This is a genomic window from Streptomyces sp. NPDC001270, from assembly GCF_042896695.1.
In the GTDB taxonomy this organism is placed as follows: domain Bacteria; phylum Actinomycetota; class Actinomycetes; order Streptomycetales; family Streptomycetaceae; genus Streptomyces.
In genome coordinates, this window is record NZ_JBIAXM010000051.1 from 1 (window position 1) to 24,689 (window position 24,689).

Here is a 24,689-nt window from a genome sequence, read left to right on the forward strand (position 1 = left end):
AAGATCCTGGCCACCTGGACCGGCGCCTGCTCGATATGCGGCCAACCCGCGCCCACACCCGAACCCCACCACAAGACCTAACAAAGCCCTACTAGAAGCACGCGCCGTTCCGTCGGCATTCACGTACATACCCGGCGAATGTGACTTTGTTGACAAGCGTGCCCGGTGTGGCACACGCCACCCGCTGGGGTGCGTTCCGTGGGGAAGAGTGCTGCTATGACACAGCTCGGCCTGCCCGCCCCCATCGTTGCCTGCCTCTTCGACCTGGACGGCGTCGTCACCAAGACCGCCGCCGTCCACGCCGCCGCGTGGAAGGAGACGTTCGACGCCTTCCTGCGCGAACGGGACGGCGAGGACTTCCGCCCGTTCGACGCCGCGGCCGACTACGCCGAGTACGTCGACGGCCGCCCCCGGGCCGACGGCGTGCGCACCTTCCTCGCCGCGCGCGGCATCGACCTGCCCGAGGGCCGGCCCGACGATCCACCCGACGCCGCCACCGTGCACGGGCTCGGAAACCGCAAGAACCTCCTGCTCCTGGCGAAGATCCGCACCGAGGGCGTCGAGCCGTACCCGGGCACCCTGCGCTATGTCGAGGCCGCCAGGGCGCGGGGGCTGCGCACCGCGATCGTCTCCTCCAGCGCCAACACGCTCGACGTGCTGCGCTCCATCGACGCCGAGCACCTGTTCGACGTCCGGATCGACGGGGTGGTCGCCGCCGAGCGCCGGCTGCCGGGCAAGCCGCGCCCCGACACCTTCCTGGCCGCCGCCGCCGATCTCGGCGTACCGCCCGTACAGGCCGCCGTCTTCGAGGACGCCCTGGCCGGCATGGACGCGGGTCGCAGCGGCCACTTCGGGTATGTCGTGGGTGTCGACCGGGTCGGACACGCCGACGCGCTGTACGCGCACGGCGCCGACGTGGTCGTCGCGGATCTGGCGGAGTTGGGGGGCACGGAATGATCACTCACCGTTCGTACGCGGTCGAGCCGTGGACCGTACGCGAGACGGACCTCGGCCTTGACGTCCTGGCGCAGAGCGAGTCCGTGTTCGCCCTGTCCAACGGGCACGTCGGCTGGCGCGGCAACCTCGACGAGGGCGAACCGCACGGGCTGCCCGGCAGCTATCTCAACGGCGTGCACGAGGTGCACCCCCTGCCGTACGCCGAAGCGGGCTACGGCTACCCGGAGTCGGGACAGACGGTCATCAACGTCACCAACGGCAAGGTCCTGCGGCTGCTGGTCGACGACGAGCCGTTCGACCTGCGCTACGGCCGGCTCGTCTCCCACGAACGGAAGCTGGACCTGCGTCGCGGCGTGCTGGAGCGGACCTGCGAGTGGACCTCGCCGGCCGGCTCCACCGTGCGGGTCCGCTCCACCCGGCTGGTCTCGCTCACCCAGCGGGCGATCGCCGCCGTGGCCTACGAGGTGGAGGCCGTCGGACGCAGCACCCGCGTGGTGATCCAGTCGGAACTGGTCGCCAACGAGCAACTGCCCGAGTCCGACGGCGACCCGAGGGCGGCGATGGCACTCCAGTCGCCGCTGGAGCCGGAGACGGACTTCGCCTCGGGCCACCGGCTGCGGCTGGTGCACCGCACCCGGCGCAGCGGCCTGCGGGTCGCCGTGGCCGCCGATCACGTGGTGGACGGTCCGGAGGGGACCACGTCCAGCAGCGAGAGCGGCGCCGACGTGGCCCGGCTGACGGTCACTTCCGTGCTGGAGCCGGGCCGGCGGCTGCGGGTGGAGAAGCTGGTCGCCCATGGCTGGTCCGGGACCCGCTCCCGGCCCGCGATGAGCGACCAGGTCGACGCGGCCCTCGCCTCCGCCGCACACGACGGCTGGTCCGGACTGCTGGCCGGGCAGCGGGCCTACCTGGACGAGTTCTGGGGCCGCGCGGACGTCGAGGTGGACGGCGACGAGGAGATCCAGCAGGCCGTCCGTTTCGCCCTGTTCCACGTGCTCCAGGCCGGGGCCCGCGCCGAGCGGCGGGCGGTACCGGCCAAGGGCCTGACCGGGTCCGGCTATGACGGGCACGCGTTCTGGGACACGGAGATGTTCGTGCTGCCCGTGCTCACCTGCACCGCGCCCGAGACGGTTGCTCAGGCGCTGCGCTGGCGGCACGACACCCTGCCCGCCGCCCGCGAGCGGGCGGCCCAACTGGGCCTGGACGGGGCCGCGTTCCCCTGGCGCACCATCGAGGGCTCGGAAGGCTCGGCCTACTGGCCGGCCGGCACCGCGGCCTTCCACGTGAACGCCGGGATCGCGATCGCCGCGCTGCGCTACACGGCGGCCACGGGGGACGAGCGCTTCGAGCGCGAGGTCGGGGTCGAACTGCTGGTAGAGACCGCCCGGCTGTGGCGCTCCCTGGGCCACCACGACCCGCACGGCGCCTTCCACCTCGACGGCGTGACCGGCCCGGACGAGTACAGCGCGGTCGTCGACGACAACACGTACACCAACCTCATGGCCCGCGAGAACCTGCTGGCCGCCGCCGACGCCGTCGAACGCCACCCGCGGGAGGCGGACCGGCTCGGCGTCGACGCGGAGGAGAGTTCGGCCTGGCGGGACGCGGCGGAGGCCATGTACGTCCCCTACAACCACGAACTCGGCGTGCACGAACAGCACGCCGGCTTCACCCGGCACCGGCGCTGGGACTTCGAGCGCACCCGGCCCGACCAGTACCCGCTGCTCCTGCACTTCCCGTACTTCGACCTCTACCGCAAGCAGGTGATCAAACAGGCCGACCTGGTGCTGGCCATGTACACCTGCGGCGAGTTCTTCGACGAGGAGCACGTCGCACGCAACTTCGCCTACTACGAGGCGCTCACCGTGCGGGACTCCTCGCTGTCGGCGTGCTGCCAGGCCGTCATCGCCGCCCAGGCGGGCCATCTGGAACTCGCCCACGACTACGCGGCCGAGGCCGCGCTGATGGACCTGGCGGACCTGGAGCACAACACCCGTGACGGACTGCACATCGCGTCGCTGGCCGGTACCTGGATGGCGCTCGTCGCGGGCTTCGGCGGGCTGCGCCGGCGCGAGGGCGGGGTGCGGTTCGCCCCGCGGCTGCCGGAGCGGATCAGCCGGCTCGCCTTCAACCTGGCCTACCGCGGCCGCACGCTGCGCGTGGAGATCCGCGCGGACAAGGTGAGCTACACGCTGCTGGACGGGCCGTCGCTCGCGCTCCACCACCACGGGGAGCCGCTGACCGTGAGCACCGACGAACCCGTGATCCGCGCGGTCCCGCCCCTCGGACCGCGCCCGGCCCCCACGCAGCCGCTGCACCGCCGCCCGGACCGGGCCTGACGGCGGGGACGTCCGCGGGCGTTTTCCCGGCGGGGCCCGGCCCCGGCGGGAAAACGCCGGTCGCCTGCCGGGGCGTCCTCAGAACAGCACGCTCGCCAGCAGTGCCAAGAGGTCGTCCGTGGCGTCGGCGGCGCACACGGCCGACAGGGCGCCGAGGGCGAGGACGGCGAGCGCGAGGGACCACAGGCGCGGGGGCGGGGTCGTCTGCAGGGCGGCGACCCGGCGGGTGACGGACCGGTCCGTGAAGCCGAGGGCGCGCCGTGGCCGGCTGCGGCACGCGGTGAGCGCGGCGCGGGCCAGCGCGCGGGCGGTGGCCGTGCGGTCCCCGACCGCGGCCGCGGCCTGTTCGTCGGCCCAGCGCTCCACCAGGAAGACGACGGCCCGCAGGGTCGGGGCGAGCAGCGGATCGGCCGCGGCGGCGAGCGTGACCGCCGTCACCAACGTGCCGTGGCGGTGGGCGAGGTGGGCGCGTTCGTGGGCGAGCAGCACCCGGCGCTCGGCCGGTTCCAGGGCGCCCAGCATCGCGGAGGTGACCAGGATCCGTCCCGGCCGCCCGGGGATGGCGAACGCCTGCGGCACCGAGGAGGCGGCGACGATCAGTTCGGTGTCCGCAGGATGCCCCTGGCACAGGTGCCGCAGGGCCCGCCTGGTGGCGCGCTCGGCCCGCACGGCGCGGTGCACCCGCCAGGCGACGGCGGCCAGTGCCACGCACGCCGCGACCCCGATGGCCTCCGGCACCGGGTCGGCCAGCCGGTGTCCGTCCTCCCTGGCCTCGGCGACCGCCGAGGGCGCGCTGCCGACCAGCGTGGTGGCCAGCAGGACCAGGGACCAGGTGGTGGCCGCGGCGGTGAGCACGGCCGCGGCGGCCAGTACGCGGGCGGCCAGCGCCGGGGCCACCCGGCGCCCGATCGCCGGGCTGACGACGGGCAGCAGCAGCGACAGCAGCAGCGGCGTGTACACGTCGACCCTCATGCGGCGCCGCCGCCCAGCAGGTGGCGCAGCGCCCGTTCCTCCTCGGCGCTCAGTCCGGACACGAACTGCTGGAGGGCGGCGATCGGGTCCGGCCCGCGGTCCAGGGCCTCGTGCATCGCCTCGGCGGTCAGCTCGGCGGCGTTCTTCACCGGCCGGTACGCGCCGCGCCGCCCGTCGGCGTCCCGCAGCACGAGCCCCTTGTCGTACAGTCGTTTGAGAATGGTGTGGACCGTGTTGTAGGCGAGTCCGCCGTCCAGCTCCGCCTGGATCTCGGCGGGGGTCAGCGGCCGTTCGGTGGCCCAGAGCGCGGCCAGCACCTCGCTCTCCAACTCCCCGGCGCTGCGCCGTTCCGCCCTGTCGCGGGAACCCGTGCCAGCCATGCCCCCAACCTTACAGTGCGTAGTGCCATCGACCGGCCCGTCGTGTCCGCCACCGACGGCCGCCCGATGCGGGTTAGTTTGATCGTGTTTGTCGTCGACTCCCACCCTCGGTACTACAGCCTGTAGGGTGTCAGAAACCCTACACGATGTAGGGGTGGAGGGGTGGGTGGATGATGGCCGGCAGCGCGAACGTCACACTCGCCGGGGCGGGCCGCGACCGACGGCGACCTGGATCCGACGCCGCCCGCGCCCGGCGCCCCCTCGCTCTCGTGGCGGTCGCCTTCACCCTCGCCCAACTGGTCCTCGTACGCCCCGGAATGGGCCTCGGCTGGGACGAGACCGTGTACGTGAGCCAGGTCAGCGGCCACGCCCCCGCCGCCTTCTTCAGCGCTCCCCGCGCCCGCGGCATCTCCCTGCTCGTCGCACCCGTCGCCGCATGGTCCTCCAACACGCCCCTGCTGCGCTGCTACCTCGCCTTACTCTCCGGACTCGCCCTGTTCCTGGCGCTGCGCGCCTGGCGAGGACTCTTCCCGGTGCGCGTCCTGGCCCTGGCGGGCGCCCTGTTCGCCTCGCTCTGGGTGACACTCTTCTACGGCCCGCAGGCCATGCCGAACTACTGGGTCGCCGTCGGCGCGCTCGCCGCCGTCGCCTGCTTCCTGCGCGCCCGCGCCGACCGGGCCGACCGCGCCGCACTGTGCGGACTGGCCGCGAGCGCCGCGCTGATGGCCTGGATGCGGCCCACCGACGCGGTCTGGACGAGCCTGCCACTGCTCGCCCTGGCAGTCGGCCGCCGCCACTGGCGCCCGCTCGTCGCACTCCTGGCGGGCCTCGCCGCGGGCGCCGTCGAGTGGGTGGCCGAGGCGTACGTGAGCTACGGCGGCCTGGCCCGCCGGCTGTCCGACGGCTCGGCGATCCAGGGCGGCCTCGGCTGGCACTTCGCCGTCACCGACCAACTGCGCAGCCTGGGCGGACGGGCCCTGTGCCGGCCGTGCACCGGGGCGATGCCCCACCCGGTGGTCATGGTGTGGTGGTTCGTGCTCCCCGCGCTCGCCCTGTACGGCCTGGCCGTCGCCGTCCGGGCCCGGCGCGGCGCTCCCACCGCGCTGCTGCTGGCCTGCGCGGCGACCGCCGCCTTCCCCTATCTGTTCATGATCGGTTACGCGGCGCCCCGCTTCCTGCTGCCCGCCTACGCCCTGCTCGCCGTCCCGGTGGCCGCGGCCCTCGGCCACCTGGTGACCGCGACCGCCCCGGCCCGGCGGCCGCTCGCCGTGACCCTCGTCGCGATCGGACTCGCCGCCCACCTCGCGGTGCAGCTCGCCGTCCTGGAGAACACCGTCGGCCGCACCACGGCCGCCCGCCGCGACTGGTCGCGCACCGCGGACGAACTGCACCGCCTGGGCGTCCGCGCGCCCTGTCTGCTCACCGGGCACGACGCCATCCCGATCGCCTTCTACGCCGGCTGCTCCTCCGCCGCGACCTCGGGCCACAACGCCAACTCGACCCGGGCCGACATCGAACGGACCGCGCGCAGCACCCCGGTGGCCGCACTCGTCACGGCCGGCGACCGGCCACCCGCGTACGCCCGCTCCTGGCCGTCCACGTCCGTCGGCGGACTGCGCCTGTACTACGCCACTCCGGCGGCCGGCTCATGACGGCCCCGGCCGACCTCGCCCCCGCCGCCGGGCGCCGCCGCGCCTACTGGCACACCGCCGGCTCCCTCGCCGTCCTGGCGGTCGCCGCCTACCTGGCGCGGCGCCACTGGCCGACGGTGCGGACCGGTGCCGCGCGGCTGGCCGTCGCCGACCACGGCTGGCTGCTGGTGGGAGCCACGGCGGCGATCGCCACCTGGGCGTTCTCGGCGCTCGCCCAGCAGGGCGCGGTCCCGCGCAGGCTGCCCGGCGGCCGGCTGGTCGCCACGCAGTTCGCCGCCTCCGCCGCCAACCACGTACTGCCCGCCGGGCTGGGCGCAGGCGCCGTCAACCTCCGCTTCCTGATGCGCTGCGGCCTCCCGGCCGGACGCGCCGCCAGCGCCGTCGCGGTCAAGGCCACCGCGGGCGGCGTCGCCCGCGGCGCGCTCGTCGCGGCACTCACCCTGGCCTGTCCGGGCCTGCTGAGCCTGCCGAGGGTCTCCCCGGTCGTGCTCGCCGTCGGACCGGCCGCCCTCGTCCTGCTGGCCGTGCTGCTGCGCTCCAGGCTGTGGCCCCGCTGCCGGCGGGCCCTGCGGATGGTGCTCGCCGACATCCGCGCCGTGCACACGAACCCGCCCCGCGCCGCCGCCCTGTGGGGCGGCTCGCTGGCCTTCGCCACGGCGCACGCCCTGGTGCTGATCGCCGTCTGCCAGGCCGTCGGACTGCCGCTGCCCCCGGTCCGGGTGGCGCTGCTGTACCTCGCCGCGAGCAGCGCCGCCGCCCTGCTGCCCACCCCGGGAGGCCTCGGCTCCCTGGATGCCGCACTCGCCTTCGCGCTCACCGCCGACGGAGCCCCGGGCGCCGCGGCGGCCTCCGCCGTCCTCGGCTACCGCCTGCTGACCGTGTGGCTGCCGCTCATTCCGGGACTGCTGGTGCTCGGGCTGCTGGTGCGCCGCAAGGCCCTGTGAGCGGACCGGCGTTTCCCGCGCGCCCGCGAAAGGTAGGAACCCCGTTGCCGACGACGAAGGGGGCATGCCATGACAGGAGAGGACACCGGCGGGCGGCTGGGGGCGGAATTCTTCACACCCGGCACCGCGTCCTTCACCGAGTTCCTCGCCGCGCACCGGCCGGAGCTGCTGCCGACGCGCCGTCCCTTCCCGGACGGGGTGCGGGCCGACTCCGACCGGTTCCCGCACGGCACCACGATCCTCGCCCTCGTCTACCGCGACGGCGTACTGATCGCCGGCGACCGCCGGGCCACCCTGGGCAGCCTGATCGCCCAGCGCGACCTGGAGAAGGTGCATCCCGCGGACGATCACACGGCGGTGGCCTTCGCGGGCACCGTCGGGCTCGCGCTGGACATGGTGAGGCTCTACCAGGTCGAACTGGCCCACTTCGAAAAGGTGGAGGGCATCCCCATGACCCTGGGCGCCAAGGCGACCCGGCTGGCCGGCATGATCCGGCAGAACCTCGGCCAGGCCATGCAGGGTCTCGCGGTCGTCCCCCTGCTCGCCGGCTACGACCGGTCCGCGCCCGGCGGCGGACGGGGCCGCATCTTCAGCTTCGACGTGGCCGGCGGCCGCTACGAGAAGTCCGGCTTCCACGCCGAGGGCTCCGGCTCCCCGTACGCCCGTGGCGCGCTGAAGAAACTGTTCCGGCCGGGCCTGCCCCGCCGGGAGGCCGCCCTGGCGGCCCTCCAGGCGCTGTACGACGCGGCCGACGACGACTCCGCCACCGGCGGCCCCGACCTCAACCGCCGGATTTTCCCCGTGGTCTCGGTTATCACCGAGGACGGCTTCGAGCGACTGCCCGAGGCCGAGACGGAAGGGCTCAGCCGCGACATGATCGAGCAACGCCGCAGCCGTCCGGACGGGCCCGGCGTCGCGCCCTGAGCCGCCCTGAGTCACCTTGAGCCACTGGGAACCCCGCGCGGGCCCGGCCTGCCACCGGACCCGGCCCGTCGGTCCGTCCGGTCGGCCCGCCCCGCCGGCCGGGCGTTCCTGCGCGCCTTCGGGCCTGTGCGTCTTCGGGACTTCGGGCCCTGGAGTCCTCCGGTTTCCGGCTTCCGCCGTCGCCGTCACCTTCGGCGTTGGGCCTTGGGCCCTCGGGCGAGATGCCTACGCCGGATCGGTTTCGAGCCGGTAGCCGTGCCCCCGCAGGGTGGTGATCCGGGGCAGCCGTACCGCACGCGGCACGGACTCGGCCGCGTCGGTGAGCCGGCGGCGCAGGCTCGCCATGGTGACGTCGAGGGTCTTCGTCGAGCCGAACCAGTTCTCGTCCCACACCCGCGCCATCAGCGCCTCCCGGGTCACGGCCGTGTCCGCGTACCGGGCGAGCAGCGCCAGCAGGTCGAACTCCTTCGGCCGCAGCGGGACTTCCGTGTCGTCCAGGGTGCAGCGCCGGGCCGGCACGTCGAGGACCAGGTCCCCCAGAAGCACCGGCTCGTCCAGCGGGGCCGCGACGTACCGGCGGCGCAGGTGTGCCCGCAGCCGGGCCAGCAGCACGCTGAGCGTGAACGGCTTGACCAGATAGTCGTCCGCGCCCGCCTCCAGCCCGGCGATCACGTCGATGTCGTCCGTACGGGCGGTGAGGACGACGATCAGCAGATGGGGGAACCGGTCCCGCAGCCTCCGGGCGACGTCGAGGCCGTCCAGATCCGGCAGGCCCAGGTCCAGCAGCAGCGCGTCGTACGGCGCCCGTTCGACCTCGGCCAGCGCACCCGACCCGGTACGACTCCAGGTCGGCTCGTAGTCGTTGGCGCGCAGACCGGTCTCCAGGTGCCGGCCGATGGTGTCGTCGTCCTCGACGACGAGGACGCGGAAACGGCGGGGGTCCGGTGATACCGCGGGTATGCGCATGTCGGCCAGCGTAGAGGCGGCGGTCCGTGCCCTCATAGCTCGCGGAGTTCCTCCACGGCCGGCCGGCCCGCCTGCCGCACACCGGCCACGGCGGCGGCGAACACCGCCGCCACCGCGGTCAGCGCGCCGAGCGTGAGATAGCCGCCGGGAACCGAGAGCGCGGCGGGCGGCGGGTCGAAGACCCCGGTGAGCACCTTCACCAGCATCTCGGACAGCACCCAGCCGATCAGCGCCCCGCCGCCCAGACCGCCCACCGCGAGCAGCGCCGCCTCGGTGAGGACCATGCCGCGCAGCCGGCGCCGGGTGGCGCCCAGCACGGTGGCGACCGCGAACGTCCGGCGCCGCTCGGCCAGCCCCAGCGCCAGCACGAGACCGCCCGCCCCGGCCCCCAGCAGCACCGCGAACACCAGCTCGATCCGGGTCAGCCCGCCCAGGTCGACGGAGGTCAGACTCGTCCCGATGGTGCCCCGGGTCTGGGTCAGATCGGTGACCGTGGCATCCGTGCCCAGGCGCTGCCGCAGCCGGTCGGCGACCGCCCGCTGCCCGCTGCCGCCGGTGTCGACGAGGAACGCGCCCGTCGCGTCGCTGCCCGTCGCCCGCGCGAGGTAGGAGGCGTTGGCGACGAAGAAGCTGTCCTTCGGCGCGGTCGGGAACTCCTTGACGATCCCGGCGTAGTGGAAGGGGACCGTCCGCAGCGCCTTCGTGCCCGCGTCCTGGATCCGCAGGTTGACCGTGTCACCGAGGGAGAGCTGGAAGTCCGTCACCGTCTCGGCGCTCACCAGCAGGTTGTCGGGCCGCTCGGCCAGTGTCCGCATCAGTTCCCGGGCGGTGCCGCCGGAGAAGTACGCGTCCTGCAACGAGGTCGCCGAGGCGATCGTGTCGGGCCGCACCCCGTACAGGTCCTGAAGGTCCGAGCCGACGTACGCGAACCGGTGCTGGAGCGGCTCGACATGCCGTACCCCGGCGACCCGCAGGGAGTCGGCCGCGGTGGGCGGGACGCCGGCCCCGGGCGGCTCCGTGACGGTGACGTCGGCCCCGTTGGTCAGCCGGGCATCGACCTCCGCCTGCTGCCGGTAGGTGGCGTTGAAGACCGCGGTGGACACCGCGAACGCCGCCGCCAGCGCGAGCAGCACCACGGAACGGGCCAGCGGGCGCCGCCTGCGGGCCAGCATGGCCGCCGTGGTGCCCGCCAGCGTCCCGGTCAACGGGCGGGCGAGCCGGGCGAGCACCGGCCGCCCGTACGTCAGCGCCAGCAGCGTCAGCCGCCACAGCAGCAGCGCCGCCCCGGCCCACAGCAGCGCCGGGCCCAGGAACGCCCAGTACGACACGGAGATGCTCGGCACCCCCTCGGGCGCGAGGACCAGGGCGTACTGATTGCCGGCCAAGGCCCGGAAGACCAGCCAGGCGCCGATCAGCAGCAGGACGTCGATGCCGAAGCGCAGCCACCACGGAGTGCGGCCGGTGCGGCCCGGCCGCCGGGCGTCGGCCACGGTCACCGTCCGCAGGTCGCGCACCGCCGGAACGAGCACCGCGCCCGCGGCCACCGCGGCACCGAGCGCGAACGCGCCGCCGTACCGGACACCCCAACTGCCCGCCCCGGCACCGAAGGAGGCCGTACCGAAGGCGATCCGGCCGGTCAGCGCGGCGATGCCCAGCCCGGCCAGGCCGCCGACGGCCGCCACCAGCGCCGCCTCCAGACCCGCGAGCGCCACGATCCGGCCGGGCCGCAGCCCGCGCAGCCGCAGCAGCGCCTGTTCCTGACGGCGCCGTTCACCGCCCGCGGCGGCGACCGCCGCGGTCAGGGCCGCGGCCAGCACGGCACCGGGCACGCCGAGGAACAGGAACAGCAGTTGCGCGTAGAGCGCGTCCTGCCGGGCCGCGTCCAGGGCCGCCCCCAGGTTGTCGCCGACGACGGCACCGCCCGCGGACCTGGCCTCCAGGTGGTGCGCGGCCCGGGTGACCGAGGTGTACGCGGCGGCCGGATCGGCGGGCAGCGCTCCGTCGCGGGCCACATGGATCTGCGTGCCGACGCCGGTGGCGGTCCGGGTCAGCGAGGCGAACTCCGCCGACGGCAGCAGCAGCACGTTGTCCGGGGGCGCCGTCGGCTGGGACTGGGTGGGCGCACCGACCTTCTGGAACAACTGGTCGGCCTGCGGCAGATCGACGACCCCGGCCACCCGGACCTGGCGCGTACCACTCGTTCCGGGGAGCTTGACGCCGACCCGGTCGCCGGGCACGACATGCAGGTTGGCGGCCGTCTGCTGGGCCAGCAGCACGCCCGTGTCACTGCCGCTGAGGGCGCGCAGCTCACCGGGGAACGCGGTGCGGTAGCCGTCGGGCAGGCCCAGCACCACGCCGGGCCCGGTGGTCTGTGTGGTGCCCCGCACGGTGGCCGTGAAGCCGTTGCTGGGTGCGAGTCCCACCGGCAGCGCGGTACGCACCCCGGGGGTCGAACGCACCAGGTTCCGCACCGACCCCGGGTCACCGCCCGGCTCCACCTCGACCTGCCAGTCCACGGCGACGGACCGGACGGCACGCTGCGTCATGGTGGCCTTGGAGGCGGTCAGGAAGGAGCCCAGCGCGGCGATCAGGGCCACGGCGAGAGCGATCCCGGCCGCGGCGGCCAGCAGCCGTCCGGTGCGACGGCGGGCGAGACCGCCCGCCCAGGAAATGATCATGACGCCTCCTCGGCGACCAGCAGCCGGCCGTCGCGCATGGCACGGTGTGCGCCGAGCCGGGCCGCGACCGCCGGGTCGTGGGTGGTGACGACGAGCGCGGCGCCCGTCCGTCCGGCCGCCGTGAGCAGCGCGTCGAGGACGCGGCCGGCGGTGGTGCGGTCGAGCCGGCCGGTGGGCTCGTCGGCCAGGATCAGCCGGGGCGCCTGGGCGAGCACACGGGCCGCCGCGACCCGCCCGGCCTGCCCGCCGGAGATCTCCTCCGGCAGCCGCTCGGCCAGGTCGTCGGCCGCCACCAGCGCCAGTGCGTCCAGCGCGGCACGCCGCGCCCGTTCCTCGGGCACCCCGGAAAGGACCAGCGGCAGCGCGGTGTTCTCGACGATGTCGAGGGCCGGGATCAGGCTCTCGCTCTGGAACACCAGCCCGATGTCGCGCGGCCCGGCCGGTGCGGGCCAGGTCACCGTGCCGCCGGTGGGCCGTTCGAGACCGGCCAGCAGATGCAGCAGCGACGACTTCCCGGAACCCGAGGGCCCCACGATCGCGAGCCGCTCCCCGGCGCGTACGGTCAGCGTGGCACCGTGCACGGCCACCACCGCGTTCGTGCCCCGCCCGAAGGTCAGGGCGGCGTCCCGGCACTCGACCAGCACGTCATCCGGCGCCATGGGCCACCTCCCGCGCGCGGGCGGCAGCGCCGTGGACGCCCTCCGCCACGGTGTGGCCGGGTGCGGCGGTCCGCCTCCGTGACCACACGTCATCCCCTGACATCCGGTACCTCCTCCGGCCGGGACGTGCCCTCCCGGACCTGTCCGTCGTACAGTTCGAGCACCCGGTCCGCGATCCGCACGGCCTGGCCGCTGTGGGTCACCACGAGCACGGCGCAGCCGTCCGCCGCCCGGTCGCGCAGCAGCTCCAGGACCAACCGCTCGGTGTCGCTGTCGAGTTCACCGGTCGGCTCGTCGGCGAGCAGCACCGCCGGATCGTTCGCCAGGGCCACGGCCAGCCCCGCGCGGGCCAGTTCGCCGCCGGAGAGTTGCCGGGGCAGCGCCTGCGCCCGGTGTCCGAGCCCCACCCGCTCCAGCAGTCGGCCGGCGGACGCCGCCGGCCGGCCGCGCACGGCGCTCTGGGCCAGCCGTACGTTGTCCCGGGCGCTCAGGTGGGGCAGCAGATTGCGGGACTGCAACAGGACACCGACGTGCTGGGCCCGCAGCCGGGCGCGTTCGGTCTCCGGCCGGTGGCTGATGCGCACCCCGGCCACCCGGACCTCCCCGCCGGACGGCTCGTCCAGCCCGGCCAGGCACGCCAGCAGCGTCGACTTGCCCGAACCCGACGGCCCGACCACGGCGACCGTCTCGCCCCGGCGCACCCGCAGCGACACCCCGCGCAGGGCCGGCGTCTCCTCCTCACCCGCCCGGAAGAACCGGTACAGCCCACGGGCGGTGAGGGCGTCCTCCGGCCGTTCGGCGGTCATCCCGCTCACCGCCACGTGAAGGAGTCGGTGACGATCCGCCACGGGTCCACGTTGTCCGCGCCGACCGGGCCGGAGAGCGTCAGATCCACTTCGCGGCCGGCGCGGTGGAAGGCGTACCGCTCGAACGCGTCCCGCACGACCTTCCCGGTCACCGGGTCCGTGGCGGAGTCCCCCCGGTACGTGAGCCGGACGGCCTGCCCGCCCTTGCGGCTGACCTGCGACACCTCGGCGGCGGCGAACTTGGGCACCTGTCCGCGCAGCCGCGGCACCACCTCCTTGCCGACCGAGGCGACGGTCGGTGCCGCGGCGGCGGTCGTCTCCGTGATCCGGACGGTGTTCAGCTTGTCCGTGTAGACCGTGTCGGCGCCCTGCGTGCCGCGGGCCCATCCCTCGGGCACCCGCACCGTGAATCCGTTGCCCTGGAAGGTGACGTACGCCTGGTTGTCGGGGATGTCGCCGGGCGGGTTGGACTCGGTGGGAGGCGGCGCCGAAGGGGCGTGGGCCGACCCCTGCCGTGCGGGCGGTGCGGCGGCCCCCGTGGCGCATCCGACACCGGTCACCCCCACCACCAGCGTGAACGAGACGACGGCGAGACTGCGTGCGCGTGTCATGGCCACTGCCCTCCTGGGCCGTTCTCCGGGGCCGCCCGCGAACCGGGCGGCCGTGGCCACGACGCTAGGAGGGGGCCGGTTAACGCCCTGACCGGCGCGGGTTAGACGACGGCAAAAGCCTGCCGCGGACCCCCTGCGCCCCTGCCGGGTCCCGCATGATGAGGAGCATGAGACAACGCGTGGTGCGGGTGGCCCTCACCGCCGTCCTGGTCGCCCTGGTCCTGCTCGCGGTGCCGCTCGCCCTCGCGATCAGGTCGTCCCTGTACGCCGGCCAGCGCGACGCCCTGGAGCGCGCGGCGCTGTCCGCCGCGGTGCGGGTCAGCCCGGACTACACCGCCGGCGATCCCGTGGAACTGCCCGCGCCGCACCCCGGGGAGCGCATCGGCCTCTACGATCCGCGGCTCGGGCTGCGCGAGGGCACCGGACCCAGCACCGGCGACCCGGCGGTCCGGCGGGCGCTCGGGGCCGTGGTCGCGCGCACCGGCACCGGCGGCGAACTGGTCGTCGCCGTCCCCGTCTCCCACGCCGAGCAGGTCATCGGCGTCGTACGGGCCGCCTCACCGGTCTCCGCGGTACGCGGCCGGATCCTGCTGGGCTGGGGCGCCCTGGCCGGGGCCTGCGCCCTCGCCCTGGCCGTCGCCGTCCTCGTCGCCCGACGCCAGGCGCGGGCGCTCGCCGCCCCGCTGGAACACCTCTCCCGGCACTGCCGTGCCGTCACCGCGGGCGACCTCGGCGCCCGGGCCGCGCCCAGCAGCATCGCCGAGGTCGACCAGGTAGCCCGCACCCACAACGAGATGCTGCACGGCCTGACCGAACTGCTGTGCCACGAACGGGACTTCACCGCCAACGCCTCCCACCAGCTACGCACCCCGCTGACCGGTCTGCAACTCGCCCTGGAGGCCGGCCTCGCCAAGGACGACGCGGGGCTGCGTCCGGTCCTGCGGGAGGCCCTGGACACCTCCCGGCGGCTGCACCGCACGGTCGAGGAGGTACTGCGGCTCGCGCGCGCCCACGGCCTGCACCGCCCACCGGTCCCGGACCGGCCGGTGCGCCGGCTGCTGCGGGAGGCCGAGGAACACTGGCACGGGCCGCTCGCCCGCGACGGACGCCGCCTGGTCTGCGCCGCCCGGGACGTGCCCGAGGAGGCGCTGGTGCCCGGCGCGCCGGTCGCCGAGATCCTCGGCGTACTGCTGGACAACGCCCGCGTCCACGGCCGCGGCACGGTACGGCTCACCGTGCGCGACCTCGGCGACGCGCTCGCCCTCGACGTCGCCGACGAGGGCACGGTCGCCGGGGACGGGACGCGGCTGTTCGAACGTGGGCACACCGGCGGCACCGGGTCCGGCATCGGCCTCGCGCTCGCCCGCGACCTGGCCCTCTCGCTCGACGGCAGACTCTCCCTCGCCCGCCCTGCGCCCACCACCTTCACCCTGCTGGTGCCCCTCGGGCCGGCCGGCTGACCGGTGGCGGCACAACGGGCGGTGACCGGTGGCGGCACACCGGACGGCGACCGGCGGCGAGCGGTCAGGATGCGTTCAGGCGCCCGGTGACACCGTCGGGCCCCATGACATCAGAGACCTCCCCGATCCCTGCGGCCGACACCGCGGACGCGGCGCCCGGCCGCCGGCCGCGCTGGAACAAGGTGCCCGAAGTCACCGTCTACTTCTGGGTGATCAAGGTGCTGTGCACCACCGTCGGCGAGACCGCGGCCGACCTGCTCAACGAGAAGGCGGGCCTCGGCCTGACCGGTGTGTCGGTGCTCATGAGCGCGCTGCTCGCGGTCGTACTCGTCGTGCAGTTCCGCACCCGGGCCTACCGGGCCGGCGTGTACTGGACGGCCGTCGCCCTGATCAGCGTCGTCGGCACACTGATCAGCGACAACCTCACCGACAACATGGGCGTGCCGCTGACGACGAGCACCACGGTGTTCGCGGTCCTCCTCGCGGTCACCTTCGCCCTCTGGTACCGCCGCGAGCGGACCCTGTCGATCCACAGCATCGACACCGGCGCCCGCGAGGCTTTCTACTGGCTCGCCGTGCTGTTCACCTTCGCCCTCGGCACCGCGGCCGGCGACCTGGTGTCCGAGCGCATGAACCTCGGCTACTGGCTGTCCGCCGTGCTGTTCGCCCTCGCCATCGCGGCGGTCGGCGTCGCCCACTTCGCGCTCGGCCTCGACGTCGTCCTGAGCTTCTGGATCGCCTACATCCTCACCCGCCCGCTCGGGGCCTCCGTCGGCGACTACCTCTCGCAGCCGACCGGCGACGGCGGTCTGGGCCTGGGCACCGTGGTGACCAGCGTGCTGTTCCTCGCGGTCATCCTCGGCCTGGTCGGGTACCTCACGGTGAGCCGCAAGGACGTCACCGAGCAGCGGGCTGTGCGTCCGTCTGCGTGAGCCGTCCCTATCCGGCGGGCAGCGTCACCACGAAACGCGCCCCGGGGGCGTGTCCCGGGTCGTAGGACACCTCACCGCCGGCGGAGCGGGCCAGGCGCCGCGCGAGCGGCAGCCCGAGGCCCGCTCCGCCGTGCCCGTCCGAGGGATCGGCGCGCCGGCCCGGCTGGAAGAGGCGGTCCGTGAACGACTCCGGTACGCCCGGACCGTCGTCCGCGACGTCGACGCACACCGCGCCCGCCGTCGGACGGGCGGTGACCGTGACGTCGGCGCGGGCATAGCGCAGCGCGTTGGCGACGAGCGGGCTGACGATCCGTTCCAGCAGCGCGGACTGCACCCCGGCCCGCAGCGGCAGGTCGGGACCGCGGACGATGACCCGTATCCCGTCGGGCGGGTCCAGGGCCGCGGTCAGACGACGCAGCGCGGGCAGCACGTCGGCCGTGCCGGGGGCCGGACCGAGACCGTCGCGGGCCTCGTCGAGCAGGGTGTCGCAGATGGTGCGCATCGACTGGGCGGCCTCGGCGATCACGTCGTGGGCGGCCCGGGTCTCGGCCGGCGACCGCGGCCGGGCACGCCACCAGTCCAACTCGGCGACGATCCGGCTCAGCGGTGTCCGCAGCTCGTGCGACAACTCCCCGGTGAGCTGCCGCTCGTGCCGCAGCACCGCCCGTATGCGGTCGAGCAGGGCGTCCAACGAGGCGCCGAGCCCGGCGAGTTCGGCCGGCCGCCCGACGTCGCCGAACCGCTCGTCGGAGGCCGTGGTGCTCCACTGTGCCGCCTGGTCCGTCATCGTGCGCACCGGCCGCAGCGCCCGGCCGACCGCCAGCCGGGTCAGACCGTAGGTGCAGGCGAGCATGAGGACGTCCAGAGCGAAGGAGCCCAGCAGCAGCGTCTCGGCGGAACTGCGGTACGGCGACAGGTCCAGGGCCGTGACGACCGTGGCGGCCTTCGCCCCCGCGCCGGGGACCGGTTCGGCGCACAGCCGGACCGGATCGGGCCCGTCCACGGTGGCACAGCCCCGGCCGCCGCGGGCCAGCGCCCCGGCCGCCCCGGTGAGGGCGCCGGCGCGGGTCGCGGACGCCGGGCGTTCGAGCAGCCGCGGGCCCGCGTAGATCCACACGTTGGTGTCCAGGGGCGCGTCGTTGGCGGTCTCCAGGACCCGTACCGTCCCGCCGTGGACGTCGACGGTGCCGGCGACGGCCGCCGCCCGGGTGCGCAGTTCGTCGTCGGCCTCGTGCTGGAGACGATGCCTGGCCACGGTGTTGAAGGCCACGGTGAGAATCACCATCAGCAGCGCCGCCGTCGTCAGCGCGATCAGCGACAGCCTGCCACGCAGGGTCCGCGGCGCCCACCGGAACGGGATCCTCATACGAGCCGGTGACCGATCCCGCGCGCGGTGCCGACCGTCAGCCCGCTGCCCGCCGTCCGCAGCTTGCGCCGCAGCCGGGTCAGGTACTGGTCGAGGGTGTTGTCACTGACCCGTGCTCCTTCCGGCCAGCCCGCCCTGACCAGTTCGCGGCGGCGGACGATCTCGCCGCTCGCGGCGACGAGCGCCGCGAGCAGCCGGAACTCCGTTGGGGTGAGCGCGATCCGGGCGCCGTCCACGGTGGCGCCGTACCGTACGGGGTCCAGGACCAGACCGCCCGCCGTGGCGGCGGCCGGTGGGACCGCGGCCCGCGGCGCGCAGCGCTTGAGCAGGGCCCGCAGCCGGGCGGCGAGTTCGCTGAGGTGGAAGGGCTTGGGCAGGTAGTCGTCGCCGCCCGCGGAGAACCCCGACAGCCGGTCCGTCAGACCGTGCCGCGCCGTCAGGAAGATGACGGGGGCGAGGAATCCGCCCGCGCGCATCGCCTGGCACACGTCCCGGCCGTCCGCGTCGGGCAGCCCGACGTCCAGCACCGCCGCGGCCACGTCGGGCGTCGCCAGCCGCAGTGCCATGGCGCCGTCCGCGGCGGTCACCGTCTCGAAGTCCTCGTCGTGCAGGCCGCGCCGCAGGACGTCACGCAGGGCGTGATCGTCCTCGACGACCAGGATCTTGGGCCGCATGTTCCTCCGCCGGCGCTTCCGCCGCATCCGTTGTGTCCACAGAACCGGCCATGCGCGGCGCTCCGGCCGCCTCGGCCGTTCCGGTCGTACCGCTTGTGTCGCTCGGTCCGGTTGTTCCGGTCGTTCCGGTCGTGCGGGTCGTTCCGGTCGTCTCCGCCGTGCCGGTCGGTTCGCCCGCAGCGGCCGTGTGACGGGTATCCGTGGCGTCCGTAGCATGCGGAACGTCCGCCGCCGTGCCCGCCGAGTTCGCCGTGTCGGCCGTGCCCGTGATGCCCGGTGTGCCGGTCGTGCGCGGCGTCCTCGGCGTACCCGGTGCGTCCGGGGTGGCCGGTGCCTCCGGCGTACTGGCTGCCGAGTTCCTCGCGCCCGGAGTTCCCGTCGCTCTCGTCGTACCCGGCGTACCCGTCATGTCCGACGCGCTCGCGGCGCCTCGGGTACCCGGGGTGCTCGCGACGCTCGACATGAACCGTGCGGGCAGCCACCAGGCCGCCGCGCACAGACAGACGCCGAGCCAGCCGACGCTGAACAGCCAGCCGCCGAGCACGTCGGTGAACCAGTGCACGCCCAGATAGACCCGGGTGAGCCCGACCAGTACGCCCCAGCAGCCGACGGCGAGGCACAGCGGAGTCCTGCCGCGCGGCGCCCGCAGACAGATCGCGAGGATCACCAGCCCGGCGGTGAGGGCCGCCGTGGTGCTGTGGCCCGAGGGGTAGGACCAGCCCGAGGCGTGGGTCAGCCAGTCGGACCGCGGCGGGCGGGCCCGCGCGACCAGTTCCATGACGCCGTAGCGCGCGGCCTGCCCCGCGCCGAGGCAGGCCGCGCCGAGCAGCGCGGCCGCCAGCCGCTGTCGCGCGGTACGCCCCGTGAGCAGCGCGGCCGACAGGACCAGGGCGTACGGCACCACGCCGGTGCCGGTGGCGGTCAGCCCACGGGCCACGGCCACCGCCACGGCCGGACGGTGGCCGAGGGACCAGTGCAGCAGGCCGTCGTCGAGGAACTGCGGAGCGCCGTGGGCGCCGGCCACGATCAGGGTCAGCACCCCGAAGGCGGCCCAGGCGCCGAGACCGGTGCTGCCGGCCGGTTCGGTGATGCCCTTGCGGTTCATGACACCAGGAGCGGGCGCAGCCAGGTCGTCGACAGCCGCCCGGCGAGTCCTCTCGGCCATCGCCGCAGCACCGTCATCGACGCGAGCGCGACGAGTCCGCCGACCACGACCCCCGCGAGGACGTCATGCGGATAGTGCACCCCTATCCACACACGGGAGGCCCCCATGGCGACCGCCGCCACGGCGGCCACCGCGCCCAGCCGCCCGGAGACGAAGCAGAGCGCCACCGCCGCGGCGGCCGCTATCGCCGCGTGATTGCTCGGGAACGACCAGTCGCCCGGCGCCGGACACGCCTCAAGCGTGCTGACCCGCAGACTCTGGCACGGGCGGTTCTCCGCCACCAGTGATTTGAGGCCGGTGTCCACGGCGAAGGCCACCAGCACGCTCACCGGAACGACCAGCGCCGTCATGGCCGCCGTCGCTCCCTCACGGCGCGCGCGCCACCAGCCGACCGCCATCAGCACCGCGAAGACGGCCAGGCCGTAGGCCGACCACGCCGTCACCGCGCCGTTGAACCAGCCGGGCGCGTGGTGCGCCCAGCCCACCACGTCCTTGTACGCCGCGCCGTCCACCGCCGAACCCGTGAGTGCCAGGATCATCGGGCCTCCTTCGCCGCCTTGCGCGAGCGCAGCACCTCGGCGACAAGAGGGATCAGGGACACGACCACGATCACCGCGATCACCGGCAGCAGGTACTTGTCGATGTTCGGGACGGTGGAGCCCAGCGCATACCCGGCGAGCGTCAGTCCGACGCTCCACACCAGGCCGCCGATCACCTGCCACACCGTGAACGTCCGGGCGGGCACGCCGAGTGCCCCGGCCATCGGATTGAGCACCGTACGCACCACGGGCACGAACCGGGCGAGGACGATCGCCTTCGCGTGGCCGTAGCGGTCGAGCAGTTCCTCGGCGCGCTGCGCGCCTTCCTGCAACCGCGCCGAGCGGCTGCGCGCGAGCAGGGGGCGGCCCGCCTTGCGGCCCAGCAGATAGCCGCACTGCGAGCCGGTCAGCGCCCCCACCGCGGCGGCGACGAGCAGCGGCCCCAAGGACAGCCGCAGGCCCTGGTCGGCCGTGCCGGTGCACAGCAGGCCCGCCGTGAACAGCAGCGAATCGCCCGGCAGGAAGAATCCGATCAGCAGCCCCGTCTCGGCGAAGAGGACCACACCGACGCCCAGCACGCCGAAGGCGGCCAGCAGCGAGTGGGCATCCAGCACGTTGACAGCGAGCTGCGACGACAGGTGTGGGGGAGGGATCAACGTCGCGCCCTTTCGGTGACTACATATCTGTAGACGGTCTACTGAACTGTAGACGATCGGCGCGCGTTCTGCGTTCCCGGCTTTTGCCGCTCCATTGCCGGTTCGTGACCTGATGACTACATCTGTGTAGTCATCATGGTCGACGAAGGTAAGGCATGCCTTCGCTAACTAGGGAAGGGGCCGCAGGGTATGTGGGACGACGCGTTTCCGAGTTTCCTGATCGGACTGAGGGAGGGGCTCGAAGCCGGACTCATCGTCTCCATTCTGGTCGCCACCCTGGTCCGGGCGGACGCCAGGTCGCGATTGCCGCAGGTGTGGACCGGCGTCCTCGCGGCCGTCGCGCTGGCGATGAGCTTCGGCGCCGTTCTCACGTTCACCGCCGCGTCCCTCTCCGCGACCGCCCAGGAGGCGTTCGGCGGCACCCTCAGCGTGATCGCCGTCGCGTTCGTCACCGCCATGGTGTTCTGGATGCGCCGCTCCGCCCGCAGCCTCTCGGGCGAGATCAAGGAGAAGGTCACCGGCGCGCTCGCCATGGGCGCGGGGATGCTCGTCGTCACCTCCTTCCTCGCGGTGGGCCGCGAGGGTCTGGAGACGGCCCTGTTCCTGTGGACCACCGCCCAGGCCGCCGGTGAGTCGGCGGGGCCGCTGACCGGTGCGGGTATCGGCCTGGTCCTCGCGGCGGGCCTGTGCTGGGGTCTGTACCGCCGGGTCCTGAAGATCAACCTGACGAAGTTCTTCACCGCGACCGGCGTCGTCCTCATCGTGATCGCGGCCGGTGTCCTCGGCTACGGCCTGCGCGACCTCCAGGAGGGCGGCGTCCTGCCCGGGAGCACGGCGTACGCCGTGGACCTCGGTGGCAGCGTCGACGCCGGCGCCTGGTACAGCACCCTGGTGCAGGGTGTGTTCAACCTGACGCCCACCATGACCTGGCTCCAGACGGCCGCCTACGTGGTCTATCTCGCCGTGGTGATGACCTTGTTCGTACGCGGGCTACGCGCCGGCGCGGCCAAGCCGGCCGCACCCAGGCGGACCGGACCCGAGCCGACCGCGTCCCAGCCGACCGCATCAACCGTCACGACCACATCGACCACATCGACGGCATCGACCGAGTCATCCGAGTCGTCTGCGACGCCCCGGTCGTCCCAGTCCTCCGAGCCGTCCGCGACCGGGCAGGCCGAGCCGCAGCCGGCCGCGTCCGACGCGGTCGGCGAGCCCGACCCCGTCGCCTCCGCGCGGTCCGACCCCGCCGAAGCCCCCGACCCTATCGACCCCGCGCAGCCCGAGCCCGCCGAGCCCGAGTCGCGGCCCGAGCGCGAGTCGGAGCCCGCGCGGCAGCCGGCCGCCGCCCGTCGCCGGCCGGCTTGGGTGATCCCGGTCGCCGTCGTCGCCGTACCCGCGGTTGTCGCGGGTCTGGCCGTCGCCCTGGGCCGTCCCAAGCCCGCCGGCGACCAGACCGTCGCCGTCTCCGAGACCGAGTGCGGCAAGGGCTTCGCCGCCCCGAAACCCGGCCGGCAGACCTTCCAGATGCACAACACCGGCAGCAAGACCTCCGAGGTGTACCTCATCGACCCGGCCTCCAACGCGGTCTACGGCGAGATTGAGGGCCTGGCCCCCGGCACCACCCGTGCTCTGGTCGCCACGGTCGCGGGCGGCACGTACGCCTGGCGCTGCGTCCCGAGCACGGGCCGGGCGGTCACCTCCGAACCGGTCAGCGTCAGCGGCGGCGGATCGGCCAAGCCGGTCGTACCGGTCTCGGAGAGCGACCTCGCCGGACCCCTGAAGGCATACCAGCAGTACGTCGACCAGGGCCTGGCCACGCTCGTCACGCAGACCGGCACGCTGAGCGCCGACATCGCGGGCGGCGATCTCGACCGGGCCCGTGCCGACTGGCTGACCGCCCACCTCACCTACTCTTCCCTCGGCGCCGCCTACGGCACCTTCGCCGACTACGCCCAGCGGATCGACGGCCGGGCCGACGGCCTGGCGGGCGGCGTGCAGGACCAGGACTTCACCGGCTTCCACCGGATCGAGTACGGACTGTGGCACGGGCAGTCCGCCGACCAGCTCGCAGCGCCCGCCCAGCAACTCGCCGACGCCGTAGTGGGCCTCCGTACGGCGTTCCCCACCCAGGACTTCGCCCCGGGCGACCTGCCGCTGCGCGCCCACGAGATCCTGGAGAACACCCTCCAGTTCGAGCTGACCGGCGACACCGACGAGGGCAGCGGCACCAACCTCGCCACCGCGGACGCGAATCTCGACGGCACCCGGGAACTGCTCACCCTGCTCCGGCCGTTGCTGACCAGCCGGTCACCGAAGCTGCTGCCCACGGTCGACGCGGACATCGCCCGCGTCCAGCAGCTCCTGGACGCGGCCCACCAGGACGCGCGGTGGACGCCCGTCGCGCAGCTCGACGCGACGGACCGGGCCCGCCTCAACGGCGCCACCGGCCAGCTCCTGGAGGATCTGGCGCCCATCCCGGACCTGCTGGAGATCCGGAAGGCCGCCTGATGAGCACCGAGCGCCCGCACGGGCAGCCACCCGACACGCGCACCTCGCACCGACCGGCCACGCCGCACCGCCCCGCGGCTTCGGACCGGACCGCCGCCCCGGACCGCTCCCCGGCCCCGGATCACACCACTCGCCCCGAAGGGAACACCCCCATGCCGTCCGCCGAAACGCCCGCCCCGCACAGCGGCTGCCCCGCCGGCCACGGCCGCCGCACCTTCGTGCGCACCGCCCTCGGCGCCGGGGCGGCGGGCGCGGCCCTGGCCGGCGGCGGCTTCGCGCTGAGCCAGAGCGGGGCCGGACAGGCACAGGCGGCGGACGGCGCCGCCGGCGACACCAAGGTGCCCTTCCACGGCGCCCACCAGGCGGGCATCGTCACCCCCGCGCCCGCCGCCGCGGCCTTCGTCTCCTTCGACGTGATCGCCGACGACCGCAACGGCCTCACCGATCTGCTGCGCACCCTCACCGAACGGGCCCGCTTCCTCACCGCCGGCGGCGCCCCCGACGACCTCGGCGTCGGCGCGCCGCCCTCGGACAACGGCATCCTGGGGCCAGAGGTCCCCGCCGACGCGCTGACCGTCACGGTGGGCGTGGGCTCCTCCCTCTTCGACGACCGCTACGGACTGGCGAAGGCCAGGCCGAGCCGGCTCACGCCGATGAAGACGTTCCCGAACGACCACCTGAACGCCGCCGAGTGCCACGGCGACCTGTCGCTGCAACTGTGCGCCGACCGCCAGGACACCGTGCTGCACGCGCTGCGCGACATCGCCCGGCACACCCGTGGAGCCATGCAGATCAAGTGGCGCGTCGACGGCTTCCAGAACGTGCCGCGCCCCACCGGCACCCAGCGCAACCTGCTCGGCTTCAAGGACGGCACGGCCAATCCGGACGTCACCTCGGCCCGCGAGACGGACCGCCTCATCTGGGTCGACGCCGGGCAGGGCGAGCCGGAGTGGGCGACCGGCGGCAGCTACCAGGTGGTCCGGATCATCCGGATGCTGGTGGAGTTCTGGGACCGGGTCTCGCTCACCGAGCAGGAGAAGATGATCGGCCGCCGCAAGGACACCGGTGCCCCGCTGGACGGCGCCAAGGAGACCGACGCACCGCAGTACGCCAAGGACCCGCACGGCACGGCGATCCCGCTCGACGCGCACATCCGGCTCGCCAACCCGCGCACCTCGGCCAGTGACGACACCCGCATCCTGCGCCGCGGCTACAACTACGACCGGGGCGTCGACGGCGTCGGCGACCTCGACATGGGCCTGGTCTTCTGCTGCTACCAGCAGGACGTCAGGCGGCAGTTCGAGGCCACCCAGACCAGGCTGATCGACGAACCCCTGGTCGACTACATCTCGCCGACCGGTGGCGGCTACTTCTTCGCGCTGCCGGGCGTCAGGGACTCCAGGGACTGGCTCGGCCGGGGGCTGCTGGCGGCCTGACTTTCCGGTTCCATGGTCAACGCCTGCCGCGGGCTTTACTGCACATCATTTGCAAGTACGTAAGG

The 24,689-nt window shown here is 74.2% G+C and carries 20 protein-coding genes and 1 pseudogene; 9 read left to right on the top strand and 12 right to left on the bottom strand.

Going from position 1 to position 24,689, the window contains the following annotated elements; all coding sequences use genetic code 11:
• The first annotated feature begins 216 nt into the window (after window positions 1-216).
• On the top strand, window positions 217-957 hold the full coding sequence (locus ACFY2B_RS42270; RefSeq protein ID WP_390768389.1) for an HAD family hydrolase: 741 nt from the start codon (window positions 217-219) through the stop codon (window positions 955-957).
• Window positions 954-3,296: a glycoside hydrolase family 65 protein gene (locus tag ACFY2B_RS42275; protein ID WP_390768390.1), complete on the top strand. Its 2,343-nt coding sequence runs from the start codon at window positions 954-956 to the stop codon at window positions 3,294-3,296. The genes ACFY2B_RS42270 and ACFY2B_RS42275 overlap by 4 nt, the downstream gene beginning before the upstream one ends.
• 78 nt (window positions 3,297-3,374) lie before the next feature.
• Here the strand turns inward: ACFY2B_RS42275 and ACFY2B_RS42280 are convergent, their stop codons facing one another.
• Both ACFY2B_RS42280 and ACFY2B_RS42285 read right to left on the bottom strand, forming a co-directional pair.
• Window positions 3,375-4,268 carry a M48 family metalloprotease gene (locus ACFY2B_RS42280; RefSeq protein ID WP_390768391.1) on the bottom strand — a complete coding sequence of 298 codons (894 nt, stop codon included), beginning with the start codon at window positions 4,266-4,268 and terminating at the stop codon, window positions 3,375-3,377.
• Complete coding sequence (locus ACFY2B_RS42285; RefSeq protein ID WP_390768392.1) at window positions 4,265-4,648, bottom strand: BlaI/MecI/CopY family transcriptional regulator; 384 nt, start codon at window positions 4,646-4,648, stop codon at window positions 4,265-4,267. Before ACFY2B_RS42285 ends, ACFY2B_RS42280 begins: the two co-directional genes overlap by 4 nt.
• Before the next feature lie 173 nt (window positions 4,649-4,821).
• On the opposite strand from ACFY2B_RS42285, the gene ACFY2B_RS42290 reads away from it, so the two are divergent.
• The 3 genes from ACFY2B_RS42290 (at window position 4,822) to prcB (ending at window position 8,168) form a co-directional block, all read left to right on the top strand.
• A complete protein-coding gene (locus tag ACFY2B_RS42290; protein WP_390768426.1) occupies window positions 4,822-6,300 on the top strand; it encodes a hypothetical protein in 1,479 nt (492 codons plus the stop codon).
• A complete protein-coding gene (locus ACFY2B_RS42295; protein ID WP_390768393.1) occupies window positions 6,297-7,244 on the top strand; it encodes a YbhN family protein in 948 nt (315 codons plus the stop codon). The genes ACFY2B_RS42290 and ACFY2B_RS42295 overlap by 4 nt, the downstream gene beginning before the upstream one ends.
• 69 nt (window positions 7,245-7,313) lie before the next feature.
• The gene (gene prcB, locus ACFY2B_RS42300) at window positions 7,314-8,168 is read left to right on the top strand and encodes a proteasome subunit beta (protein ID WP_390768394.1); all 855 of its coding nucleotides are present in this window, start codon (window positions 7,314-7,316) and stop codon (window positions 8,166-8,168) included.
• A 225-nt stretch (window positions 8,169-8,393) separates the two neighbouring features.
• Here prcB and ACFY2B_RS42305 read toward each other — a convergent pair whose 3' ends face one another.
• From ACFY2B_RS42305 to ACFY2B_RS42325, 5 genes are all read right to left on the bottom strand, one after another.
• On the bottom strand, window positions 8,394-9,134 hold the full coding sequence (locus ACFY2B_RS42305) for a response regulator transcription factor (protein ID WP_390768395.1): 741 nt from the start codon (window positions 9,132-9,134) through the stop codon (window positions 8,394-8,396).
• Window positions 9,135-9,166: 32 nt separating this feature from the next.
• Window positions 9,167-11,812, bottom strand: coding sequence for an FtsX-like permease family protein (locus ACFY2B_RS42310; RefSeq protein ID WP_390768396.1), 2,646 nt, complete (start codon window positions 11,810-11,812; stop codon window positions 9,167-9,169).
• On the bottom strand, window positions 11,809-12,471 hold the full coding sequence (locus ACFY2B_RS42315; protein ID WP_390768397.1) for an ABC transporter ATP-binding protein: 663 nt from the start codon (window positions 12,469-12,471) through the stop codon (window positions 11,809-11,811). The genes ACFY2B_RS42310 and ACFY2B_RS42315 overlap by 4 nt, the downstream gene beginning before the upstream one ends.
• An 89-nt stretch (window positions 12,472-12,560) precedes the next feature.
• On the bottom strand, window positions 12,561-13,277 hold the full coding sequence (locus ACFY2B_RS42320) for an ABC transporter ATP-binding protein (protein WP_390768398.1): 717 nt from the start codon (window positions 13,275-13,277) through the stop codon (window positions 12,561-12,563).
• 5 nt (window positions 13,278-13,282) lie between these two features.
• Window positions 13,283-13,888 (bottom strand): hypothetical protein, encoded by a 606-nt coding sequence (locus ACFY2B_RS42325; RefSeq protein WP_390768399.1) that lies wholly within the window; start codon window positions 13,886-13,888, stop codon window positions 13,283-13,285.
• 167 nt (window positions 13,889-14,055) lie between these two features.
• On the opposite strand from ACFY2B_RS42325, the gene ACFY2B_RS42330 reads away from it, so the two are divergent.
• Together ACFY2B_RS42330 and ACFY2B_RS42335 are read left to right on the top strand one after the other, a co-directional pair.
• Window positions 14,056-15,348 (top strand): histidine kinase dimerization/phospho-acceptor domain-containing protein, encoded by a 1,293-nt coding sequence (locus tag ACFY2B_RS42330; RefSeq protein ID WP_390768400.1) that lies wholly within the window; start codon window positions 14,056-14,058, stop codon window positions 15,346-15,348.
• A gap of 104 nt (window positions 15,349-15,452) precedes the next feature.
• Window positions 15,453-16,280 (top strand): hypothetical protein, encoded by an 828-nt coding sequence (locus tag ACFY2B_RS42335; protein WP_390768401.1) that lies wholly within the window; start codon window positions 15,453-15,455, stop codon window positions 16,278-16,280.
• A gap of 7 nt (window positions 16,281-16,287) precedes the next feature.
• Here ACFY2B_RS42335 and ACFY2B_RS42340 read toward each other — a convergent pair whose 3' ends face one another.
• The 5 genes and pseudogenes from ACFY2B_RS42340 to ACFY2B_RS42360 all read right to left on the bottom strand — a co-directional run bounded on the left by ACFY2B_RS42340 (window position 16,288) and on the right by ACFY2B_RS42360 (window position 20,680).
• A complete protein-coding gene (locus ACFY2B_RS42340) occupies window positions 16,288-17,646 on the bottom strand; it encodes a sensor histidine kinase (protein ID WP_390768402.1) in 1,359 nt (452 codons plus the stop codon).
• Window positions 17,643-18,320, bottom strand: coding sequence for a response regulator transcription factor (locus ACFY2B_RS42345; protein ID WP_390768403.1), 678 nt, complete (start codon window positions 18,318-18,320; stop codon window positions 17,643-17,645). The genes ACFY2B_RS42340 and ACFY2B_RS42345 overlap by 4 nt, the downstream gene beginning before the upstream one ends.
• Before the next feature lie 382 nt (window positions 18,321-18,702).
• A pseudogene (locus tag ACFY2B_RS42350) lies at window positions 18,703-19,425 on the bottom strand (phosphatase PAP2 family protein); the annotation flags it as partial.
• Window positions 19,422-20,024, bottom strand: a complete 603-nt coding sequence (locus ACFY2B_RS42355) for a phosphatase PAP2 family protein (RefSeq protein WP_390768404.1) — start codon at window positions 20,022-20,024, stop codon at window positions 19,422-19,424. The gene ACFY2B_RS42355 and the pseudogene ACFY2B_RS42350, both read right to left, overlap by 4 nt.
• Complete coding sequence (locus ACFY2B_RS42360) at window positions 20,021-20,680, bottom strand: DedA family protein (protein ID WP_390768405.1); 660 nt, start codon at window positions 20,678-20,680, stop codon at window positions 20,021-20,023. Before ACFY2B_RS42360 ends, ACFY2B_RS42355 begins: the two co-directional genes overlap by 4 nt.
• Window positions 20,681-20,869: 189 nt before the next feature.
• Between ACFY2B_RS42360 and efeU the strand changes: the two genes are divergently transcribed.
• Both efeU and efeB read left to right on the top strand, forming a co-directional pair.
• Window positions 20,870-23,188: an iron uptake transporter permease EfeU gene (gene efeU / locus ACFY2B_RS42365; RefSeq protein WP_390768406.1), complete on the top strand. Its 2,319-nt coding sequence runs from the start codon at window positions 20,870-20,872 to the stop codon at window positions 23,186-23,188.
• Window positions 23,189-23,340: 152 nt separating this feature from the next.
• Window positions 23,341-24,624, top strand: coding sequence for an iron uptake transporter deferrochelatase/peroxidase subunit (gene efeB / locus ACFY2B_RS42370; protein ID WP_390768407.1), 1,284 nt, complete (start codon window positions 23,341-23,343; stop codon window positions 24,622-24,624).
• Window positions 24,625-24,689: the final 65 nt, after the last annotated feature.

Bases quoted from the DNA above. Each gene is read 5' to 3' on its own strand.
- ACFY2B_RS42345 (WP_390768403.1), bottom strand. From the start codon at position 18,320: ATGCGGCCCAAGATCCTGGTCGTCGAGGACGATCACGCCCTGCGTGAC.
- ACFY2B_RS42335 (WP_390768401.1), top strand. From the start codon at position 15,453: ATGACATCAGAGACCTCCCCGATCCCTGCGGCCGACACCGCGGACGCG.
- ACFY2B_RS42285 (WP_390768392.1), bottom strand. From the start codon at position 4,648: ATGGCTGGCACGGGTTCCCGCGACAGGGCGGAACGGCGCAGCGCCGGG.
- ACFY2B_RS42320 (WP_390768398.1), bottom strand. From the start codon at position 13,277: ATGACCGCCGAACGGCCGGAGGACGCCCTCACCGCCCGTGGGCTGTAC.
- ACFY2B_RS42310 (WP_390768396.1), bottom strand. From the start codon at position 11,812: ATGATCATTTCCTGGGCGGGCGGTCTCGCCCGCCGTCGCACCGGACGG.
- ACFY2B_RS42305 (WP_390768395.1), bottom strand. From the start codon at position 9,134: ATGCGCATACCCGCGGTATCACCGGACCCCCGCCGTTTCCGCGTCCTC.
- ACFY2B_RS42315 (WP_390768397.1), bottom strand. From the start codon at position 12,471: ATGGCGCCGGATGACGTGCTGGTCGAGTGCCGGGACGCCGCCCTGACC.
- ACFY2B_RS42330 (WP_390768400.1), top strand. From the start codon at position 14,056: ATGAGACAACGCGTGGTGCGGGTGGCCCTCACCGCCGTCCTGGTCGCC.
- ACFY2B_RS42280 (WP_390768391.1), bottom strand. From the start codon at position 4,268: ATGAGGGTCGACGTGTACACGCCGCTGCTGCTGTCGCTGCTGCTGCCC.
- ACFY2B_RS42275 (WP_390768390.1), top strand. From the start codon at position 954: ATGATCACTCACCGTTCGTACGCGGTCGAGCCGTGGACCGTACGCGAG.
- efeB (WP_390768407.1), top strand. From the start codon at position 23,341: ATGCCGTCCGCCGAAACGCCCGCCCCGCACAGCGGCTGCCCCGCCGGC.
- prcB (WP_390768394.1), top strand. From the start codon at position 7,314: ATGACAGGAGAGGACACCGGCGGGCGGCTGGGGGCGGAATTCTTCACA.
- ACFY2B_RS42295 (WP_390768393.1), top strand. From the start codon at position 6,297: ATGACGGCCCCGGCCGACCTCGCCCCCGCCGCCGGGCGCCGCCGCGCC.
- efeU (WP_390768406.1), top strand. From the start codon at position 20,870: ATGTGGGACGACGCGTTTCCGAGTTTCCTGATCGGACTGAGGGAGGGG.
- ACFY2B_RS42270 (WP_390768389.1), top strand. From the start codon at position 217: ATGACACAGCTCGGCCTGCCCGCCCCCATCGTTGCCTGCCTCTTCGAC.
- ACFY2B_RS42340 (WP_390768402.1), bottom strand. From the start codon at position 17,646: ATGAGGATCCCGTTCCGGTGGGCGCCGCGGACCCTGCGTGGCAGGCTG.
- ACFY2B_RS42355 (WP_390768404.1), bottom strand. From the start codon at position 20,024: ATGATCCTGGCACTCACGGGTTCGGCGGTGGACGGCGCGGCGTACAAG.
- ACFY2B_RS42290 (WP_390768426.1), top strand. From the start codon at position 4,822: ATGGCCGGCAGCGCGAACGTCACACTCGCCGGGGCGGGCCGCGACCGA.
- ACFY2B_RS42325 (WP_390768399.1), bottom strand. From the start codon at position 13,888: ATGACACGCGCACGCAGTCTCGCCGTCGTCTCGTTCACGCTGGTGGTG.